A 19148-nucleotide genomic window follows, 5' to 3' on the forward strand; every position below is an offset into this window, starting at 1 on the left:
GGAGGGATTCCAAGTGGAGGAACGTTTTTTTGCAACTTTTATACACTGTTATTTCATTGCCTTTGGTGTCGTTATCGGGGGGACGATTATTGGCAGCATTGGCTCCTTCGCAACTGGCGACCCTCCTCTTACCGCAATGGGACGTATTGCAAGAAGCCTCCGGATTTGGGCAATAGTTGCTGCTATCGGGGGGACATTTGATACAATAGAGAAATTTGAAAAAGGTTTTTTAGATGGATCAACGTTTGATCTTTTCAAACAAGCCTTACTGATATTATCGGCAATGGGTGGCGTAAAAACCGCAATCATTATAATTGAATCACTCATTCAGGAGGATTTGTCCTGATGTACATCCCGCCTCATTTCAAAAAAACCAGCTGGCAGCATGCTGTTATCAGTGCTATTTTCGGTGGTATAGTCGCATACGGAATTATTATGTTTATGTATGGAACGATGTACGAACAGCTCATAGAGGAAAATCTACGTCTCGAAGCGAGGATCAGTGAATTAAAGGCCCAAAATAATTCCTTAAAAGATGACAAGGAAGATCAGGATCATCAAAAAGAGGAACAGCTTACGATCCAATCGATTGACGTATCATTAAGTAATTCAAAAGAACTACATCTCGATCGACTAACCATTTATCAGCTCGTGGAACTTGTTAAAACGGAATTAGACCATGTTATCGGTCAGGACTTTGAATCCGTGAGTAAAAATGCCCAACTACTTATATCCACAATTGAAAATAAAACATTTACAGTTGATGACATGGATTATTATCTTGAAGTTCAGCGCATCACGTTTGCCCCGAACATATCGTTAGTCCTTAAAGTGAAACGCCATCAATAACGATTATTTTTTGTGAACATTTTTCGAAGAATGCCCATACGATGTGGTTATTAGTGGAAATATTATATACAATTAAAACATAAACACATTCATATCAATGACATTGATGGGAGCTGATACAATTGATTATGAATGAGCGATTAATGCGCGATTCGAAAATTACCCAACTAAAGCGCGGGCAATCTGTGTATGCAGAATCACAAGAAATGATTCGACTCATTAAAAGAGGCATTTCCAAACATCAACTTAGCGTCCATTATGATCATACAGCTTCAGGATGTTGGTTCATTCCAATTCCTGAAAAGCAAAGCGGTTAAAAATAAGTGACTGTATTAAAAAGCCGATTTCCTTAATCTAACGGAAATCGGCTTTTCTTTTATTTAACCATATACGCCTCACATGCTGCCTCTAGCTCTGCGACCACATGTTCAGCCTCTGACCAGGAGTCAACTGATGCACCTGCAGCTAATGGATGACCACCGCCATTAAATTGAGCAGCAATGTCATTAACGACAGGCCCTTTCGAACGCAATCTCACACGAATAATATCGTCTTCTTCAATAAAGAACACCCATGCTTTAATACCTTCAACATCACCAAGTACTCCTACAAATTGTCCGGTGTCTATCGGATCAACATCAAATTTCTGTAACAGTTCTTTCGTAAGCTTCACTGAGCTCATGCCAGCTGGTGATATCGAGTATTGCTGTAAAATGTAACCCCGTAGACGTGCAATGTTATGTTGGGTCTTATACATGGCATCGTAAAGAGCTGTACGGTCAAAATTCCAAGCAACAAGCTCTGCTGCATAGCGAAACGTTTTCGTCGTCGTGCTTGGAAATAAAAAACGACCAGTATCGCCAACAATGCCTGCGTATATAAGGCGCGCTGCCTCACTACTGAATTGCAGCCCGGCAGCCTTACCGTGTAAAAATAACTCATAAATCATTTCAGATGTTGAGCTTGCATCTGTATCAATCCAAGCAATATCCCCATAATCGTCAACATTTGGATGATGATCAATTTTTATAAGCATATCTCCCTTATGGAAGCGTTCATCAGAAATTCTTGCTGTATTAGCCGTATCACAAACGATCACAAGCGCACCAGCATATGTGTCATCAGGAATGTCATCCATATCAGCAAGGAAGCTTAATGATGGGGTCATTTCGCCTGTCATGTACACATGCTTTTCAGGAAAGGTGTGTTGAATAATCGTCTTGAGAGCAGCTTGTGAACCAATCGCATCAGGATCTGGCCGCACGTGTCGATGTATAATAATCGTATCGTAAGTTTTAATCGCTTGAATTATGTGTTCTATCGTCATTCTGCATCCCCTTACTTTTACCATCAGATGTTTTTCCTTTCAATCATATAACAAACAGGGTAAACTTGTTTAAGAACACGTTCACCAAAAATAGGAGTCGATTGAATATGGATGTTATTTTCCCAATTATTATTATACTGTCTATCGTTTTATATGTATATTATAAAGTTGCCATTCTCCGAACAAAGGACCGACTTACCCAAGCTTACTTTAACAGTAAATCACGCATTTGTCTTGGTAGCTTTGTGTTGTTTTTCGGGGTGAATTCTTATTGGCTGTTTCAAGACAAGGTGACGCTATTTATTTCAATTGTTTTTGTCATCCTTGGCGGTATGCAGCTCATTCGTGGCTTAAAAGAGACGAAACACTACAGAAACGAATGGAAGAAGCTAAATACTGAGCATTAGAAGCTGGGCTGTCCGTCCGCTAGGAAGGCAGCCCTTTTTATGGTCTTTGAAAACCCCTGGCTATGCCGGGGGTTCCATAGAGCTTCCAGCGTGGGGACAAAAAAAGCCTCACTTCATGATAAGATAAGGTTGGTTTCCCGACCACCAAATCTCATCAAAGAAGGAGGCATGTCCAATGCAGGACAAGAATAGTTTAGCACATACACAGTGGAGATGTAAGTATCATATAGTTTTTGCTCCAAAATATAGACGGCAAATTATCTATGGAAAATATAAAAAAAGTATTGGTGAAATCGTAAGAGATCTTTGTGAAAGGAAAGGCGTTGAGATACACGAGGCAAATGCATGCAAAGATCACATTCATATGTTAGTAAGTATTCCGCCAAAACTAAGTGTATCTCAGTTCATGGGATATCTAAAGGGAAAAAGTAGTTTAATGATTTTTGATCGTCACGCCAATTTAAAGTATAGATATGGTAATCGGAAATTCTGGTGTAGAGGCTACTTTGTAGATACAGTGGGCAGAAACAAAAATCAAATTCAAGAATACATTAGGAATCAGCTTAAAGAAGACTACATAAGCGATCAATTAACTTTATTTGAAGAGTTTGATCCTTTCACTGGAGAGAAGAATAAAAAGAATAAGTAAGAGATTCTTTAGAATCAGTGAGTGAGTGTGGTGCAAAAGGGAAACCCATTCAGTGGGCCTTTAAGGCCGAGGCCGGCAACAAAGGCTTACAGCCGCAGAGCAAACCACCAGTTCACACTGGTGGTTTTGATTATTCATTTAAGATTGCCGGTCTGCTTGTAAGCCTTAACGCACGATAACTTGCCCCATTAGCATGCCTTTTCCGACAAGCTGTTTATTACAATACATGTCAACGTCCAATTTAGCATACATTCGACCGATCTCCATGATTTTTGGTTTGATGATGATTTGACTATCAATTGGAACAGGCTGGATGAAGTAGATTGTCATATTCTCAATCGATATATCGGCTCTCTTTTCATGTTGTAACATTTTTCGACAGGCTTGGTTCATAATGGATGTAAACACACCATCTGCTAATGTACCGAGCTGATTCGTCATCTGTGGAATAACCGTCATTTTAAATGCCGTTTGACCCCGCTCCTCGGTCACCATATCCATATGTGACGCGACGATATCCTCCATTTTCTCCCCAATTTGCGGCTGACGTTGAATTTGCTGCAATGCTTTAAGGACGTCTCGTCGGGAAACGACGCCTTCTAAAAGATAGCCTTTATCCACAACAGGAACGACTTCAATTCCTTCCCAAACCATAATATGCGCGGCATAAGCGAGTGATGTTTTTGGATGAACAACAATCGGATTTTTCACCATTATTTTATCTAGCTTCACATGTTCCTGTTTCCCCATGATGTCTTTGTATGTAACCATACCTTTCACTCGAAGGGTTTTATCGACGACAGGGAATCGTGTATGCCGGGTCTGTTCATTTAAAGCATACCAGCCATCAACAGTATCCATTACGGTTAAGTAAGCCGCTTTTTCCACAGGCGTATAAATATCGCTCACACAAACAATTTCTTTCTTGATTAACTGATCATAAATAGCGCGATTAATCATGGCTGCGACTGTAAACGTATCGTAGCTCGTTGACATAATCGGTAATGCTTTTTCATCTGCTAACTGTTTAATGCGCGCTGTCGTATCAAATCCTCCTGTAATTAACACCGCAGCGCCTTCTTCAAGCGCAAGCTCTTGAGCCTCAGTTCTATCCCCGACGATCAGCAAAGAATCAGCTTCAATATAGCGTTTAATGGCTTTCACTTGCATAGCACCAATTAAAAATTTATTTAAAGTCTTATGCAGTCCAGCTGCTCCGCCTAAAACTTGACCGTCAACAACGTTAATCACTTCAGCAAATGTTAGGTTTTCGATATTTTCCCGTTTTTTTTGTTCAATTCTAATAGTCCCTACTCTTTCAATTGTGCTAACGAGGCCTTGGTTTTCAGCTTCTTTAATCGCTCTATAAGCTGTTCCTTCACTCACATCTAAATGCTTTGCAATGAGTCTAACTGATATTTTGTGTCCGATGTCTAATGATTCTATATACCGAATGATTTGTTCATGCTTCGTCAACGCGTGTCACCGACCTTCAACTGTTTTACACTGTTTCATTTATTTTATTATAACAGCTAGTCGGTGACAGGCTCAATCATTAAGTGTTTCACGTTCTAATTGACGATTCTGTTCCATGATTGGTGGTTCTGTTATTTGCAGCATCGTCGCTAAGTTTGCACCAACTACGAGTAAAAAAAAGATTAACCATCCCATCCAAAACATCCGCTCAATTCCAAGTATAGCCTCGGGAATGACCGGCCAGGCAAAATAAAGAAAAAAAGCTGCTAATAAAAGCTTTAGAATCGCATAATGTCGCATTCAAGCTCACTCCTTTTTATAGCATATGTAGCTTGGACACTGTTCATGCGTTCAATTGTAAGACCGGACACCTTTGCCTTTTTCTAAATCATAAACATGCCGGTCATTTCACTTGACCAATTTTCCAAATTAAATGACAATATATGTAAATATTTATGAAGGTGAAGGAGCATATAGATGAATACGCTGTTAATAAGTAGTTTCTTTCTATTCGGAATAATTGTGGGATCTTTTTTGAATGTGGTTGGCTTGAGGCTTCCAATCAAGCAGTCATTTGTTCATGGTCGTTCAGAATGCCCACATTGTACCCATCCGTTAAAATGGTATGACCTTATTCCACTCATTTCATACATCATACAACGACAGAAATGTCGCTATTGCCACAAGAATATAGCACCTCTCTATCCTATTGTAGAGCTTTCAACAGGTCTATTATTTGCATTTAGTGTACGTGCAATTGGATTAGAGACTGAATTGATGACAGCGCTTCTGCTTATCGCTCTGCTTATGATCATCTTGGTATCGGACTTAACATATATGATCATACCGAACCGTCTTTTACTGTTTTTCTTTCCGCTCTTCATTTTAATGCGGTTGATTAACCCGTTAACACCGTGGTGGTCATCTATTGCTGGAGCGTTAGGAGCGATGATTCTCCTTGCCCTAATTATTCTCATAAGTAAAGGTGGGATGGGGGCTGGAGATATGAAGTTATTCGGAGTAATTGGTATTGTTCTTGGATTTAAGCAAACACTTCTCGCTTTTTTTCTATCGACCATTATCGGTGCCTTGATCGGTATCATTCTTTTAATGACAGAAGTGATTGGACGTAAACAGCAAATTCCGTTTGGCCCGTATATCGTTATCGGAACACTGTTGACTTACTTTTTTGGTGAAAACCTGGCAAATTGGTATTTTGAATTACTCATTTAAAGCGTCATACACACATTTCTAAAATAGGCGTACTGATTTACCTTTGTTTGGAAATAGTGTTTAGTGTTGTGATTAGATATTTGATATGCTAACAATCCGATAATCAAACGCTCATTATAAGCTATTTCAAGCCACATGCACGAAAACATCCAACCAAAAACGAACGCATAAATGAGGCTGGTTGCCTCATTTATGCGTTCGTCAATGATGAGCTATATATCAAAAACCTCTCCGACCTGTAGCACCTTGCCATTCCCTGTTTTCACGCTCTTGGCAAAAGCATCTGGATCTTGTTCAATCACTGGAAAAGTATTGTAATGAACTGGCACAACTGTACGTGCTTGAATCCAATCAGCAGCTACGACCGCATCTTCTGGTCCCATCGTAAAATTATCACCAATCGGTATAAATGCGACGTCGATATCATTCATATCACCGATAAGCTTAAGATCCGAGAAGAGGTTCGTGTCGCCAACGTGATAAATGGTTTTGCCCTCAATTGTTAATAAGATCCCTGTCGGCATTCCCGTATACACGATTGTACCATCTGGCTCTTCATAGGAAGAACTGTGAAAAGCCTTCGTCAGCTTGACACGTCCAAAGTCAAAGTTATAGGCACCACCAATATTCATACCATGTGTTTTTAATCCTTTTTGACCAAGATAAACAGCGAGCTCATTTGTCGCCACAACCAACGCATCATTCCGTTTGGCAATTTCCACTGTATCGCCAACATGATCATTATGACCGTGCGTTAATAAAATGACATCGGCTTTGACCAAATCGGGGTCTAAATCACACAATGGATTACCTGTTATGAACGGGTCAATTAAAATCACATGATCGTTCGTTACGACTTTGACAACTGAATGGCCATGGTAAGACAATTTCATTTCACTACCAGCTCCCTTTTTGAATTCATTCTGTATATCTACTCCATTCATCATAACAAAAGGACAGCCTTTATCCAAAAAAGACTGTCCCAAATTGAAACGTAAGGCCCTGCAGGTAATCAGCCTTGATCAGCTGTATCTTCAGTATTTATTTGCTTTTTAAGCTGGTCAAGCTCTTTTTCAACAGTGTCTTCTAACTTGGCAAATTCATCATCCAATGTATATGCTTGTTCTGTTAAATCTTCACTCATTTCCGCTTCTGCTTCAAATTGAAGCACCTTCTCTTCCATCCGCTCAAACCCAAGCCGTGACTCGTCACCACCGATTGATGACATTGTTTGATTCATTTTTGTCCGTGTTTTAGCAGACTGTGCACGTGCCTTTAGCGCATCTTTCTTCAATTTCATATGCTCGTATTCGCGCTTCATTTCATCGAGCTGCTTTTTTAATGTGTCTGTATCCTCTTTTGCTTTTAACCACGTTTCATTTAATACATCTCGTTGTTTCGCATGGTCTTGCTTGTTCTGTAGTGCTCGACGGGCTAGGTCATCATCTCCTGCTTGAACAGCTTGCTCAGCTTGTTTTTGGCGTTTCAAACTCATCGCTTCGGCATCATCTGCTTTACGCTTCAACACCTTTTCATGTGCCATCTGTTTGGCAATCGCGGCTTCTGCTTCTCGAATGTCCTCAGCCATATCCCTCATAAATTGATCAAGCATTTTAACAGGGTCCTCTGCTTTATCCAGCATCGCATTCATTTCGGCACCAACAACTGTTTTCATACGTTTGAAAAATTTAAACATGGTCAAGCCCTCCTTATATATTTGGATGATTCCCTCTTTCATCAGTTAATAGACGTACGATTCTTTTAACAAAAAGGTTTCACATCTATCATTGATAAACATTTTTGTTATAATGGGATCAATACATTTTTCCAAAGAGGTGCCACACATATGACAGACCAATTGAACCATTTACTAAAAGATATGATGCAACAAAACATGGATAGTGTCCTTGTGACATCACAAGCGAACGTTTTTTATTTAAGTGGGTATGATTCTGATCCCCATGAGCGGGTCATTGCATTATTTGCTGACCTTGTCCATGAACCGATCTTAATTGTACCTAGCATGGAAGCACAGGATGCGCAAAAAGCTGGCTGGTCTCATAACATCATTGCCTATCATGATCACGAGAATCCTTGGGACCTCCTTCTTGACCAGTTAAACACTTTCACTGAGCAGCCAAAAACAATCGGTCTAGAATATGACCACTTAACGTTAGAACGATATTATGAAGTATCCCGTATTATGCCGAATATTAATACTGTGGATGCACAAGGTATGCTCTCCGGAGCAAGACGCATTAAACAGACGGATGAATACAACCATTTAAAAGAAGCTGCACAATTAGCTGACTATGGTGTTGAGCTTGGCGTAGCAGCTTTAAAAGAAGGTGTTTCAGAACTGGAGGTCATTGCTGCAATTGAGTTCGGATTAAAGCAACGTGGTGTTGAAGCCATGTCATTCTCCACGATGGTGTTATTCGGAGAAAAAGCAGCTTCACCACATGGAACGCCAGGAACAAGACAGCTTAAAGCTGGAGACTTGGTTTTATTCGATTTAGGCGTCATTCATAAAGGCTATTGTTCAGATATTTCAAGAACGGTCGCATATCAATCGATTAATGAACAGCAACAGAAGATTTATAATACTGTCTTGGTGGCGCAACAAAAAGCGATCGATCATTCAATGATTGGTACGCCTGTTGGTGAGATTGACAGTGTTGCAAGAACACACATTGCTGCAGAAGGGTTTGGAGAACACTTCCCACACCGAATTGGGCATGGAATTGGCATTCAAACTCATGAAGGGCCATCCATGCATAGTGACAATACACTTCCTTTAGAGAGCGGGATGTGTTACACGATTGAACCCGGTATTTATGTATCAGACTTGGCAGGTGTCAGAATTGAAGACATGATTTATATGACCAATGATGGTGCTGAAGTGCTTACGCAATACCCTAAGGACCTGCAAATCATTGAGTAAACTGCGAAAAAAACGAATATTTCTTCCTTATAAATTTGTGTATGACAAATAAGCTTGATAATTTATGATTTTTTTAAAATTAATCATTAAGCTATCTCCTCGTATAGTATATCTAGGCATTGATTTTAGGAATATATATTCTAAATGATTTTTTAACATATATTCAGCTATAACGCCGTTACCTTTCACTGCAGGCGGACGCTTTCCGCGGGCACGGCCTCAGCCTCGGGTTAACAGGATGTTGGTCATGAAGGTGTGGCGATTGTCGTCGCGACTTTAGCCTTCCTACCTTTTTCTGCGGGGTCTTCGGACGCGTGCTGTTCCCGCTGGAGTCGCCGCCTTCCTTTTCAGGTAACTCAGTATGTGCGTATATTTCATAAATGAATGAACCTACATCATATATTAATTACTTGGGCGCTCTGAGACATTCCTAAATAATGGTCCTANCTTTAGCCTTCCTACCTTTTTCTGCGGGGTCTTCGGACGCGTGCTGTTCCCGCTGGAGTCGCCGCCTTCCTTTTCAGGTAACTCAGTATGTGCGTATATTTCATAAATGAATGAACCTACATCATATATTAATTACTTGGGCGCTCTGAGACATTCCTAAATAATGGTCCTATGATTTTTATAGAAATCATTTTTCATGATAACTTCATACGTGCTTCTTTTCTATTGACATATTACCCAGGTCTTTCAAGCCACACACTCCTTGTCCAGTATCCTTGTATGAAATCAAACGTCTTGCGTTATCTAACTAATTAACAGATAAACAAAGAGCTGTAGTTAGACTCTCTAAAAACCAGTTACTTATAAGTACTGTAGGCTGGGTTGCTAATCTACAGCGTTGCTTGCAGTATAAATGACTATACAAAAAAAGTACCAGGAGCAGCTAACTCCTAGTACTTAGTATGCAAGGCTGGGACAAAACTTAAAGTTTAACTCAAAAGACGAACAACGCTCAATATTTACGGAGCTGTGGTATTGTTCGTTTTTTCATTTAAATAAACCTCTTTTGTCCCCGTTTTCTTTTTATCCATTAACAAAATAAGTGGACGTTATTTTTTTTGGTTGTTGAACGTATAGATGCCACGATTATTGTGCAGCTGATCTTCAACGACACCACTTTGATAACTTTCATTCAATTGATTTTGTACAGAGGCTACGCCGTCTTTATCCTCGAAAAAGGCTTGTTGTTTATCCTGATCTTTGCGGTCTGCCATTGCATCTCACCTCCATAATTATAGCGTGTCCAAATTAGACGATAAATTTGTGTGACTTTCTTTTCCAATTAAGGTTGAAAGCGTTATAATAGAGGTGAGGGAGAAAAGAAATCAGAAGGGATGTGGCATGATGGAATTTAAATATGATCGAATCGTAGTTGCTGTTGATGGGTCTGACGCATCAGAAAAGGCGTTTAAAAAGTCACTTGAAATTGCTAAACGGAACAACAGCGCCAAGCTCATTCTTGCCCATGTTGTTGACTCTCGGGCTTTTGCAACCATTGAAGTCTATGACAGAACCCTCACTGAACGTGCTGAAGAGTATGCAAAGGAATTATTAGATGATTACGTCGAACTCGCTAAACAAGCTGGTGTTGACGACTTAGTTCGAGTTGTCGAATACGGTTCTCCTAAAGTGAAAATACCTAAAAACATTGCCAAGGATTTTGATGCAGATTTAATAATTTGTGGTGCAACAGGGATGAATGCTGTAGAGCGCTTTCTAATAGGAAGCGTATCTGAAAGCATCGCACGTTATGCGACATGTGACGTCCTTGTCGTCCGTTAACTCAATCACTTCGCTTAAAAACAAAAGAGATTGCCCGGTTATACCCGGTCAATCTCTTTTGTTGTCTTTCGTCGCTTCGTTCACAACATGGTTTAATTCAGGTAAAATCAATTTGTGCATGGCGAGCTTTACTGCTCCAGATGATCCTGGTGTTACATATATGGGGATATGACCACGTATTCCAGCAAGGGCTCGTGATAAAATCGCAGCTGACCCGATATCTTCCTGATAGCTTAACATCCTAAAGATCTCACCAAAACCAGGCATTTCTTTATCGAGCATTGGACTAACAGCCTCAATGGTCACATCTCGGCCTGCAATGCCCGTACCACCATTCAACAATATAACATCAACATTCGATGTTTGACATGCCTCGAACATCGTTTGGCGAATTGCTGATACATCATCAGAGACAATCTTTTTATGAACGACGTGATGCTGAGCATCCGTTAACATACATGCCATCAATTGCCCACTCTTATCTGTGTCTGCCGTACGTGTGTCACTGACTGTAATAATAAAACAGTTTATAGGTTGACGTTCTTTTTTATGTTCAGCAACAGACATATTACCCCTCCCTCTACCGGGAAATGAGATCGATTGTTTCCCGTGCGATCATCACTTCCTCATTCGTAGGGATAATGAGCACTTTAACAGGTGAATACGAATGATTGACATAGGTTTCCTTTCCCCGAACATCATTTAATTTAGGGTCCCAATACACACCCATAAACTCGAGACCTGTTAAAATCTTCTCCCTAACAACTTGACTATTTTCACCGACGCCAGCTGTGAATATAATGGCATCTACACCCGACATTCGCGCTGCATATGATCCAATATATTTATGAATTTTGCCGGCAAACACGTTAAGCGCAAGCTCTGCTCGTTCGTTATTGCCTGCTTCTGCCTCAATATCGCGAAAGTCGCTGGAGAAACCAGAGAGCGCCAATATGCCACTTTCTTTGTTTAACACATGTACAACTTCTTCAGCAGTCTTACCGGTTTTCTCCATAATATATGGGATTAAAGCGGGATCGATATTACCTGACCGCGTTCCCATTGTAACGCCAGCAAGGGGCGTAAAGCCCATGGATGTATCTATGGAACGACCATATTCGATAGCAGCTACACTTGCACCATTTCCTAAATGGCAAGAAATGAGACGCAGATGCTCAATCGGGATTCCGAGCATTTCAGCTGCACGATGAGAGACATACTTATGTGATGTGCCATGGAAGCCGTATTTTCGAATCCCATAGTCTTCATAATACTCATAAGGTAGACTATACAAATACGATTGTTCAGGCATTGTTTGATGAAATGCTGTGTCAAAAACAGCAACCATAGGTACATTAGGTAAGATATTTCGGAATGCATGAATCCCAGTTAAATTTGCAGGGTTATGCAGTGGTGCAAGCTCTGAAATATCTTCAATTTTATGAATGACGTCATCGGTAATCATCACAGCATCGCTAAAATATTCTCCACCATGGACGATCCGATGGCCAACGCCATGAATATCTGTAAAATCTTGAATGACACCTGAATCTAAAAGACCATCGAGTAAATGCCGAACAGCTGCTTCATGATTCGGGATCGTCGTTTCGAGTTTTTTTTCGTCCCCAGCCGTTTTAATCGTAAATATTGAATCATCTAAACCAATTCGCTCTATCAACCCTTTAGTTAGTACCGTTTCATCCGGCATACGTATGAGTTGAAATTTAAGTGATGAACTACCAGCATTTATTGCAAGAATGTTTCCCATAGCGTTCACTCCTCAGCGTCTATTCGTTGTATGCTTGAAACCATGCATTCATTTGTGCCATAATACTCGCCATTGCTTTTGATTCCTTAAAGGACGGGAGTTGTACGAGCAATGGTTGTTTCGGTGCTTCCGTGCCTTCACCTTTCTTTTGCAAAATGAGTATGCTCTTACGATTATGTTTATTTCGGAATGCACTTTCTGGCAAGCCTAGCATACCGACAATATGGGCATGCTCACGGATAAACGTCTGTAGCTGCTCTGCCTGGTCACTCTCAAATAAAAATTCCGGAACGATGAATATCAAATACCCAGCTGGCTTTGTGTAATTCAAGCTTTGTTCAATAAATAAATGATGTGCATATGCATGTCCCTCTTGACTGTTCAACTCATAGTTCTTTGCACGCACATCATCCGGATAATAGCCGACTGGTAAATCTGCAACAACCATGTCTACAGGATCAAGCAACATTGGTTGTAAACTATCCTGATGGAAAAATTCAATTTCACGCTTTTGCAGGTTTGCATTTAACACCGCTACATTAATCAATGTCGGGTCAACTTCTCCGGCATATGCAATTGTATCAGCTTTTAATTGATCTAATACAACGGTTATCAAATTAGCCGTACCGCAAACAGGATCAAATAATGTTAATTGTTCCTTACCTTGACTAAGCTTCTCAGCGAGATATCCAATGATGAGCGCAATCGTCTCTGGTGTTATAAGATGTTGTTGTTGCGTTGAATCTCGCATTCCTTTTAATACAGCCAGTTGAATTGCTTTACGCATATGTTCTGCGTTAAATGCGTCTGAATTGATCGTCGCTACAGACGCCCTTAGCTGTTCTTTTACTTCATCAGAGAGCACGTCATCAGGTGATCCGTGTAACAATGTATCCATGCATATCGCCAGCTTATCTAAATAAGGCGCTTCTATATGTAGGGTATTAGTTGTATCATCTAACCATTGAAATAATTGTTCTACTTTTGATTTTTCCACATTTTGACCTCCGTACAACGATATATCAAGCGTTTCTATTGTACCAAGGTTTAGGCGGCTTGTACAAAAGTTAATCCGTTACTTCAAGTATAAAGCCCCATCCGTAATTGGAGGGGGCCCAATTTGACTTTATTGTGACGTTTTAGCAGCCTGTAATGCTGCCTCATAATCAGGGTGATTCGTCACCTCATCAACATATTCTACATAGCTTATTTTATCATCCGAACCAACAACGAACACCGCTCTTGCTAAAAGCCGTAAATCTTTGATTAAAACACCGTATTTTTCACCGAAATCGCCGCTTTTATGGTCTGACAAGAGGTCAAGGTGTTTAATGTCATTTGATGCCTTCCAGCGTGCTTGTGCGAAAGGTAAATCCATGCTAATCGTCAATACTTCGACGTTATCAAGCTTACTTGCTTCTTCGTTAAAACGCTTCGTTTCTTCCGCACATACACCCGTATCTACGGAAGGAACAGTCGCAATAAGCTTAATTTTCCCCTTATAATCATTCAGCGATACACCCTTCAGTTCATTTGATACAACTTGAAAATCCGGTGCCTGTTCACCAACCGTTAATTCTTGTCCCACAAGTGTGATAGGTTCATGGTTAAATGTCACACGAGGCATTACATCATTCCTCCCTTTAAAAAGTGTGTGATTTTCGCATTCCTTTCTTTTATGTCTTTCCCTAACATCAGTAGGTTATAAACATGTTAAATATCGTAATGATAGTGTTCTTCGTCTTTATTTTTGTCTTTTTCATGACAGCCTTCCTTATTTGCTTCCTTATTTTTGGTCTTTTCTGCCCCTAGGGACTGATTGATCATCTGTTCAATCTTTACTGCAGCTTGAGGCGCTAGATCTAGAAGCTTTTCATAAATATGGGTTTGCTGATCGAGATGAATCATTTTTACATCCTTTTCCTTAACAATGAGAAAAGCAATAGGTGTGATGGAAACACCACCTCCACTTCCACCACCAAATGGCAGCTCTTGACTGGACTGACTCGTAGTGGTCGGCTGAAATTCGCTACCGCCTGCAGCAAAACCAAAGCCAACCTTTGACACAGGTATAATAATGCTTCCGTCCGGCGACTTGACCGGGTCTCCAATAATCGTGTTAACTTCAATCATATCTTTTAAATTTTCCATGGCAGTTGTCATTAATCCTTGAATTGGATGTGTATCCATTAAGTATAGCCTCCATTTCTTCTTTTACCTTTTCATTGTGTATGTGTAGATGACCTGCGCAACAGCAGGTATACACTATACATAATCTGCCCCATGGTCATAGAGAACATGCAATTCAACTGTGTTGATAAATATGTACGATCATATTGAGGGACCACTGCTATGTGAGGGTGTTTGGAGAATTGTGCAAATTGACTCATGTAGCCCACAATCATATATTTGATAGCCCATATCCCGCCGACTGCAAAGCCTGTCACGTCAGCCTCTCGCAACCCAAACTGCGTATACCAGTCCCATTTTTTAAAACGTACCCTTTGTAAGATGTCAATGAACGACCGCTTCATGATATTGATCTTTCCAATGGATATACGCGATGAATTTTTAAGTTGAGGTGTGTTGAGCCAAGCCGTTAGTAATTGTTCAAGGTCAACGTGTTGGTCGTTCGTCATAATAATCGTTTTCTTATACAGACACACTTTATAAAAATACGCTTTAATCACGATATCATGTTGCTCTGTAGAATAGACCCCTTTAATATCAATATAAAGTCTGGATGCAAGAAAAATTACAACGAGAGCACCTAAGCAAATGGACACAATCCAAATCATATCGCCATCCCCTAAATAATCTTTTATTTATTTTGTGCGAGAAGTGTTTATTTTACTCTATTCGTTTTGCTGAATTCCATTTGTAATCATGGTAAAATATATAAAGAACCATAATTTTTATAAATTCTCCTAAAGAGCGTTTTTTTAGCACTCTCATTGAAGGAGCCACTTTTCACTTTTTAGCTCAGGGTAGTGGAAGTACATAGTATCAGTTAATGCCACAACATAAATGGAGGTTTATACGATGGATGAACGGACGTCTATTTATTTTTACTATAAGAAGGATGATGAAATAGAAGCACAGCTAAGGCCTTTATTCACATTGGCTGAAGAAAATGGATTTACAATTGTAGAAGATCACAAGGACGCTCACATCATTGTAAGCGTTGGCGGTGATGGTGCATTTCTTCGGGCAGTCAGATATACAGGCTTTAGGCAGGACTGCCTGTATACAGGGCTAACCCGTTCAGATGAAGCAGGACTTTATTGCGATTTTAACATTGATCATTTTGATGACATGATTGAAACAATGAAGCACGCAGAAAAAGAAGTAAGGAAGTTTCCGGTCATTAATGTACGTGTTAATGGCGAGAACACTTATGAATGTTTGAATGAGGCAAGTATTCGTTCAACCATTATAAAAACGATTGTAATGGACGTCTATATTGATGATCATCATTTTGAAACATTTCGGGGAGATGGCTTAATTGTTTCAACACCAACAGGTAGCACAGGCTATAGTAAGTCCACTGGTGGTGCGGTAATAGATCCTAAGCTTCCGTGTTTTCAAGTATCTGAACTTGCATCTCTAAACAATAATACGTACCGGACGCTTGGCTCTTCCTTTATATTAAATCAAGATCGAAAACTGCTTATTAAAATCGTCCAAGACGGAAATGATTATCCTGTCATTGGCTTGGACAACGAAGCATACTCCATCAGAAACATTCGTAGCATAGAGGTCACACTCGGGGACAAAGTGATTAAAACAGTGAAATTAAAAAACAACTCCTTTTGGGACCGTGTCAAGCGGACATTCCTTGAACAATAATCATCTACTTCATTAAATTAAGGAGCCACCTTTAAGGTGAGCTCCTTTTGCAATTGTTTTATTTAATTTATTGGGATCCGCCGCCCATCTGCTGTTGAGCAGTTTGGACAAGACGCTTCGTAATCTCGCCACCGACAGAACCATTTGCACGTGCCGTGTTGTCAGGGCCAAGCTGTACACCAAATTCTTGTGCGATTTCAGTTTTCATTTGATCCAAAGCTTGCTGAGCGCCAGGTACAACGAGCTGATTTGAACTATTGTTGTTGTAAGCCATTATGTCTCACCTCCTTTGGTACACATAGAATGTGTGGAAATGAGACATAACATGCAATAAAATAGCTGGTAGTTGTTGCTACATATGTTATATCATTGTCAAGCTTGTGTTAGAGCAAGCCATCGAATTCATCTGTTGATGATACACCTGGTATTCTTGTGACGGTTTCAATGCCTGCTACAGCTTCGTCGATTAAATCTGTGAAATCATACTTCGCTTCATACTTTTGGATTTTTTCCTTTTGTGGTTTCGTTTTCGGCGATTTCGGAACAAACACTGTACAGCAGTCCTCATAAGGACGTACGGATATATCATACGTACCGATCTTTCTTGATATATGAATAATGTCTTCTTTATCCATCGCGATTAAAGGTCTTAAGATCGGAAAGCTTGTCACATCATTAATGGCATGCATGCTATACATCGTCTGACTTGCAACCTGCCCGAGACTTTCACCTGTTGTCATGGATAAAATGCCATTGTCACGGCACACCCGTTCACTTATTCTAAGCATGATTCGACGCATAATCGTCATCGCATGGCTATCAGGCATTTCTCTGAAGATCGTTTGTTGAACTTTTGTAAATGGCACAATATGGATGTTAATTTTTGTTCCATAAGCTGTAAGGACATCAGCTAAATCCAACACTTTTTGTTTAGCGCGTTCACTTGTAAATGGTGGTGAATGAAAATGAATTGCTTCTAGCTGAACACCGCGTTTCATCGCTAAATAGCCTGCTACAGGACTATCAATTCCACCAGATAATAATAACAGTGTTTTTCCAGCTGTACCGACTGGCAAGCCTTTAGCACCAGGAGTAACCTGAGACGTTACATATGTCGCCTCATTTCGAATTTCCACTTTGATTGCAACATCAGGGTGATGAACATCGACAGTATACCCTTCTGTGTTTTTCAAAAGATATGAACCGAGAAGCTGATTCATCTCTTGAGATCGATGTGGAAATGTTTTATCAATACGCTTTACAATAATCTTAAATGTTTGGGCGTCAGTTGCTTTCGTAAGTGCTTCAAGTGTTGCCTTTTGAATTTGTTCTAAATCGCTTTCTAACTTCATTGCCGGACTCAAACTGTGAATACCGAACACCTTGCGACATTTCTCAATAATAGGCTCAGGTGCATGACCATTCAATAAAATAAACACACGCCCCTGTGTACGCTTTACTTTAATTCCTTCGTATTCTTTTAGAGCCCGATTAATATTGTCTTGGAGCTTTAAAAGAAACATCTTTCTATTTCCGCCCTTTAAGGCGATTTCGCTATAACGAACCATAATATGATCATATTTCATAATTATTTCATCACTTTCTGTAGTTGATTAATGATTTGAGTTAACGTGTCTACAAACGTCGTCACGTCTTCCTCCGTTGTATCATATGCCAAGCTAATGCGGACGGCTGACTTCGCATTTAATTGGGAGTGACCACACGCCAATAAAACTGTACTTGCCTCGCTCTGTTTTGAAGTGCAGGCGGATTTAGTAGAAATATAAATGCCTTTTTCAGCGAGCATATGCACGAGAACTTCAGGCTTGTGCCATGGTGTAGAAATGTTCATGATGTGCGGTGCAGCATGTATAGGTGTGTTAATTTGAATATCGGGTATATGCTCTAGTTTTCGGCGTAACATATTATGCAGCTCACTTAGTTCATGTCCATGCATATCCTGTTTTTGGATTGCTAACCTCAGTGCTTTAGCAAACGCAACAATTCCCGCTACATTTTCAGTTCCAGCACGCAATCCCTGCTCTTGATGTCCACCATGAAGCAGTGGAAAAATAGATGTGCCTTCTTTTATATACAATAACCCTGTTCCTTTTAAACCATGTATTTTATGACCAGACATCGTCACCATATCAATTCCAGGCTCAGAAAGATCAAGAGGAACTTTACCAATTCCTTGAACAGCATCAACATGGAAAAAAAGCTTTGGATGTTGATTGGCGATGGCTGCAATATCAGAAATAGGCTGAATTGAACCAATTTCGTTATTGACATGCATAATACTAATCAATATTGTATCATCTCGAATGGCGTCTTGAATGGCTGTAGGAGAAACGACACCATCTTCGTCCACAGGTACATACGTAATCTCAAAGCCTAATTCAGTAAGTGCTTGACAGGGCTCTATAATAGATGCATGTTCAATCGCACTCGTTATAATATGTCGACCACGATTTTGGTGCTGTAAAGCAATCCCTTTAATAGCTGTATTATTACTTTCTGTTCCTCCTGAAGTGAAAATGATTTCAGATTCTTTGACATTTAACAGCTGTGCAACCTGTTGCTTGGATTGCTGAAGCAACTTCTCAGCTGTTCCACCTAATTGATGAACGCTTGATGGGTTGCCAAAATAGACTGTTGTCGCTTGTAAAAAGCTATCTAAAACGGACGGGTCCGGTTTTGTCGTTGCACTATTATCTAAATAAATCATTTCGTCTAACCCCTTGTACATTCAATTTGTTCATACCTTAAAAATCCATAACAAGAAACAAGACTGGCTTCGGCATTCATCCGATAGTCAGTCTTTGTTCGCATCAATAAAATGCGCCTAATTTGTCAAT

At 40.1% G+C, this 19148-nt stretch carries 24 protein-coding genes; 9 read left to right on the plus strand and 15 right to left on the minus strand.

Annotated features, from left to right (window positions below):
• The first annotated feature begins 13 nt into the window (after positions 1-13).
• From ytrH to HPC67_RS07835, 3 genes are all read left to right on the plus strand, one after another.
• Positions 14-346, plus strand: a complete 333-nt coding sequence (ytrH, locus tag HPC67_RS07825; protein WP_217586964.1) for a sporulation membrane protein YtrH — start codon at positions 14-16, stop codon at positions 344-346.
• Complete coding sequence (gene ytrI / locus HPC67_RS07830; protein ID WP_217586965.1) at positions 346-849, plus strand: sporulation membrane protein YtrI; 504 nt, start codon at positions 346-348, stop codon at positions 847-849. Before ytrH ends, ytrI begins: the two co-directional genes overlap by 1 nt.
• A gap of 128 nt (positions 850-977) precedes the next feature.
• Positions 978-1166, plus strand: a complete 189-nt coding sequence (locus tag HPC67_RS07835; RefSeq protein ID WP_217587086.1) for a YtzJ family protein — start codon at positions 978-980, stop codon at positions 1164-1166.
• Positions 1167-1225: 59 nt separating this feature from the next.
• On the opposite strand, the gene HPC67_RS07840 is transcribed toward HPC67_RS07835, so the two are convergent.
• Positions 1226-2176, minus strand: a complete 951-nt coding sequence (locus HPC67_RS07840) for a DHH family phosphoesterase (RefSeq protein ID WP_217586966.1) — start codon at positions 2174-2176, stop codon at positions 1226-1228.
• A gap of 107 nt (positions 2177-2283) precedes the next feature.
• Between HPC67_RS07840 and HPC67_RS07845 the strand changes: the two genes are divergently transcribed.
• Both HPC67_RS07845 and tnpA read left to right on the plus strand, forming a co-directional pair.
• Complete coding sequence (locus HPC67_RS07845) at positions 2284-2583, plus strand: YtpI family protein (protein ID WP_217586967.1); 300 nt, start codon at positions 2284-2286, stop codon at positions 2581-2583.
• A gap of 175 nt (positions 2584-2758) precedes the next feature.
• A complete protein-coding gene (gene tnpA, locus HPC67_RS07850) occupies positions 2759-3232 on the plus strand; it encodes an IS200/IS605 family transposase (RefSeq protein ID WP_217586968.1) in 474 nt (157 codons plus the stop codon).
• A gap of 165 nt (positions 3233-3397) precedes the next feature.
• Here the strand turns inward: tnpA and HPC67_RS07855 are convergent, their stop codons facing one another.
• Both HPC67_RS07855 and HPC67_RS07860 read right to left on the minus strand, forming a co-directional pair.
• Positions 3398-4708 carry a DRTGG domain-containing protein gene (locus HPC67_RS07855; protein ID WP_217586969.1) on the minus strand — a complete coding sequence of 437 codons (1311 nt, stop codon included), beginning with the start codon at positions 4706-4708 and terminating at the stop codon, positions 3398-3400.
• 72 nt (positions 4709-4780) lie between these two features.
• Complete coding sequence (locus HPC67_RS07860; RefSeq protein WP_217586970.1) at positions 4781-5008, minus strand: hypothetical protein; 228 nt, start codon at positions 5006-5008, stop codon at positions 4781-4783.
• A 177-nt stretch (positions 5009-5185) separates the two neighbouring features.
• On the opposite strand from HPC67_RS07860, the gene HPC67_RS07865 reads away from it, so the two are divergent.
• Entirely contained in the window at positions 5186-5941 is a 756-nt protein-coding gene (locus tag HPC67_RS07865; protein ID WP_217586971.1) for a prepilin peptidase, read from the plus strand.
• A gap of 212 nt (positions 5942-6153) precedes the next feature.
• Here HPC67_RS07865 and HPC67_RS07870 read toward each other — a convergent pair whose 3' ends face one another.
• Together HPC67_RS07870 and HPC67_RS07875 are read right to left on the minus strand one after the other, a co-directional pair.
• Entirely contained in the window at positions 6154-6834 is a 681-nt protein-coding gene (locus tag HPC67_RS07870; RefSeq protein WP_217587087.1) for a metal-dependent hydrolase, read from the minus strand.
• Positions 6835-6953: 119 nt separating this feature from the next.
• The gene (locus HPC67_RS07875) at positions 6954-7637 is read right to left on the minus strand and encodes a PspA/IM30 family protein (protein WP_217586973.1); all 684 of its coding nucleotides are present in this window, start codon (positions 7635-7637) and stop codon (positions 6954-6956) included.
• Between the two features lie 150 nt (positions 7638-7787).
• Here HPC67_RS07875 and HPC67_RS07880 point away from each other — a divergent pair, with 150 nt between their 5' ends.
• A complete protein-coding gene (locus HPC67_RS07880; RefSeq protein WP_217586975.1) occupies positions 7788-8885 on the plus strand; it encodes a M24 family metallopeptidase in 1098 nt (365 codons plus the stop codon).
• A gap of 1055 nt (positions 8886-9940) precedes the next feature.
• Here the strand turns inward: HPC67_RS07880 and HPC67_RS07885 are convergent.
• Positions 9941-10105: a hypothetical protein gene (locus tag HPC67_RS07885; RefSeq protein WP_217586977.1), complete on the minus strand. Its 165-nt coding sequence runs from the start codon at positions 10103-10105 to the stop codon at positions 9941-9943.
• Positions 10106-10235: 130 nt separating this feature from the next.
• Between HPC67_RS07885 and HPC67_RS07890 the strand changes: the two genes are divergently transcribed.
• Entirely contained in the window at positions 10236-10673 is a 438-nt protein-coding gene (locus tag HPC67_RS07890) for a universal stress protein (protein WP_217586979.1), read from the plus strand.
• Between the two features lie 48 nt (positions 10674-10721).
• Here HPC67_RS07890 and HPC67_RS07895 read toward each other — a convergent pair whose 3' ends face one another.
• The 6 genes from HPC67_RS07895 to HPC67_RS07920 all read right to left on the minus strand — a co-directional run bounded on the left by HPC67_RS07895 (position 10722) and on the right by HPC67_RS07920 (position 15239).
• Positions 10722-11240 (minus strand): MogA/MoaB family molybdenum cofactor biosynthesis protein, encoded by a 519-nt coding sequence (locus tag HPC67_RS07895; RefSeq protein ID WP_217586981.1) that lies wholly within the window; start codon positions 11238-11240, stop codon positions 10722-10724.
• Positions 11241-11253: 13 nt separating this feature from the next.
• Positions 11254-12441: an acetate kinase gene (locus HPC67_RS07900; RefSeq protein WP_217586982.1), complete on the minus strand. Its 1188-nt coding sequence runs from the start codon at positions 12439-12441 to the stop codon at positions 11254-11256.
• A 19-nt stretch (positions 12442-12460) separates the two neighbouring features.
• Positions 12461-13438: a class I SAM-dependent methyltransferase gene (locus tag HPC67_RS07905; protein WP_217586984.1), complete on the minus strand. Its 978-nt coding sequence runs from the start codon at positions 13436-13438 to the stop codon at positions 12461-12463.
• A 129-nt stretch (positions 13439-13567) separates the two neighbouring features.
• A complete protein-coding gene (gene tpx / locus HPC67_RS07910; RefSeq protein WP_217586986.1) occupies positions 13568-14068 on the minus strand; it encodes a thiol peroxidase in 501 nt (166 codons plus the stop codon).
• Positions 14069-14154: 86 nt separating this feature from the next.
• Positions 14155-14631, minus strand: coding sequence for a GerW family sporulation protein (ytfJ, locus tag HPC67_RS07915; RefSeq protein WP_217586988.1), 477 nt, complete (start codon positions 14629-14631; stop codon positions 14155-14157).
• A 32-nt stretch (positions 14632-14663) separates the two neighbouring features.
• Positions 14664-15239 carry a DUF2953 domain-containing protein gene (locus HPC67_RS07920; RefSeq protein ID WP_217586989.1) on the minus strand — a complete coding sequence of 192 codons (576 nt, stop codon included), beginning with the start codon at positions 15237-15239 and terminating at the stop codon, positions 14664-14666.
• A gap of 244 nt (positions 15240-15483) precedes the next feature.
• On the opposite strand from HPC67_RS07920, the gene HPC67_RS07925 reads away from it, so the two are divergent.
• A complete protein-coding gene (locus HPC67_RS07925; protein ID WP_217586990.1) occupies positions 15484-16290 on the plus strand; it encodes an NAD kinase in 807 nt (268 codons plus the stop codon).
• A gap of 67 nt (positions 16291-16357) precedes the next feature.
• On the opposite strand, the gene HPC67_RS07930 is transcribed toward HPC67_RS07925, so the two are convergent.
• From HPC67_RS07930 to HPC67_RS07940, 3 genes are all read right to left on the minus strand, one after another.
• On the minus strand, positions 16358-16564 hold the full coding sequence (locus HPC67_RS07930) for an alpha/beta-type small acid-soluble spore protein (protein ID WP_217586991.1): 207 nt from the start codon (positions 16562-16564) through the stop codon (positions 16358-16360).
• Between the two features lie 109 nt (positions 16565-16673).
• Positions 16674-17876: a tRNA uracil 4-sulfurtransferase ThiI gene (gene thiI, locus HPC67_RS07935; protein WP_217586992.1), complete on the minus strand. Its 1203-nt coding sequence runs from the start codon at positions 17874-17876 to the stop codon at positions 16674-16676.
• Positions 17877-17878: 2 nt separating this feature from the next.
• Positions 17879-19018 (minus strand): cysteine desulfurase family protein, encoded by a 1140-nt coding sequence (locus tag HPC67_RS07940; protein ID WP_217586993.1) that lies wholly within the window; start codon positions 19016-19018, stop codon positions 17879-17881.
• Positions 19019-19148 lie beyond the last annotated feature (130 nt).

The sequence above is a fragment of the Lentibacillus saliphilus genome, from assembly GCF_019093865.1.
Lineage (GTDB): Bacteria > Bacillota > Bacilli > Bacillales > Amphibacillaceae > Lentibacillus_B > Lentibacillus_B saliphilus.

Bases quoted from the DNA above. Each gene is read 5' to 3' on its own strand.
- HPC67_RS07885 (WP_217586977.1), bottom strand. From the start codon at position 10,105: ATGGCAGACCGCAAAGATCAGGATAAACAACAAGCCTTTTTCGAGGAT.
- HPC67_RS07900 (WP_217586982.1), bottom strand. From the start codon at position 12,441: ATGGGAAACATTCTTGCAATAAATGCTGGTAGTTCATCACTTAAATTT.
- HPC67_RS07940 (WP_217586993.1), bottom strand. From the start codon at position 19,018: ATGATTTATTTAGATAATAGTGCAACGACAAAACCGGACCCGTCCGTT.
- tnpA (WP_217586968.1), top strand. From the start codon at position 2,759: ATGCAGGACAAGAATAGTTTAGCACATACACAGTGGAGATGTAAGTAT.
- HPC67_RS07835 (WP_217587086.1), top strand. From the start codon at position 978: ATGAATGAGCGATTAATGCGCGATTCGAAAATTACCCAACTAAAGCGC.
- HPC67_RS07860 (WP_217586970.1), bottom strand. From the start codon at position 5,008: ATGCGACATTATGCGATTCTAAAGCTTTTATTAGCAGCTTTTTTTCTT.
- HPC67_RS07840 (WP_217586966.1), bottom strand. From the start codon at position 2,176: ATGACGATAGAACACATAATTCAAGCGATTAAAACTTACGATACGATT.
- HPC67_RS07930 (WP_217586991.1), bottom strand. From the start codon at position 16,564: ATGGCTTACAACAACAATAGTTCAAATCAGCTCGTTGTACCTGGCGCT.
- HPC67_RS07890 (WP_217586979.1), top strand. From the start codon at position 10,236: ATGGAATTTAAATATGATCGAATCGTAGTTGCTGTTGATGGGTCTGAC.
- ytfJ (WP_217586988.1), bottom strand. From the start codon at position 14,631: ATGGATACACATCCAATTCAAGGATTAATGACAACTGCCATGGAAAAT.
- HPC67_RS07870 (WP_217587087.1), bottom strand. From the start codon at position 6,834: ATGAAATTGTCTTACCATGGCCATTCAGTTGTCAAAGTCGTAACGAAC.
- ytrI (WP_217586965.1), top strand. From the start codon at position 346: ATGTACATCCCGCCTCATTTCAAAAAAACCAGCTGGCAGCATGCTGTT.
- thiI (WP_217586992.1), bottom strand. From the start codon at position 17,876: ATGAAATATGATCATATTATGGTTCGTTATAGCGAAATCGCCTTAAAG.
- HPC67_RS07865 (WP_217586971.1), top strand. From the start codon at position 5,186: ATGAATACGCTGTTAATAAGTAGTTTCTTTCTATTCGGAATAATTGTG.
- HPC67_RS07880 (WP_217586975.1), top strand. From the start codon at position 7,788: ATGACAGACCAATTGAACCATTTACTAAAAGATATGATGCAACAAAAC.
- tpx (WP_217586986.1), bottom strand. From the start codon at position 14,068: ATGCCTCGTGTGACATTTAACCATGAACCTATCACACTTGTGGGACAA.
- HPC67_RS07925 (WP_217586990.1), top strand. From the start codon at position 15,484: ATGGATGAACGGACGTCTATTTATTTTTACTATAAGAAGGATGATGAA.
- HPC67_RS07895 (WP_217586981.1), bottom strand. From the start codon at position 11,240: ATGTCTGTTGCTGAACATAAAAAAGAACGTCAACCTATAAACTGTTTT.
- HPC67_RS07875 (WP_217586973.1), bottom strand. From the start codon at position 7,637: ATGTTTAAATTTTTCAAACGTATGAAAACAGTTGTTGGTGCCGAAATG.
- HPC67_RS07920 (WP_217586989.1), bottom strand. From the start codon at position 15,239: ATGATTTGGATTGTGTCCATTTGCTTAGGTGCTCTCGTTGTAATTTTT.
- HPC67_RS07845 (WP_217586967.1), top strand. From the start codon at position 2,284: ATGGATGTTATTTTCCCAATTATTATTATACTGTCTATCGTTTTATAT.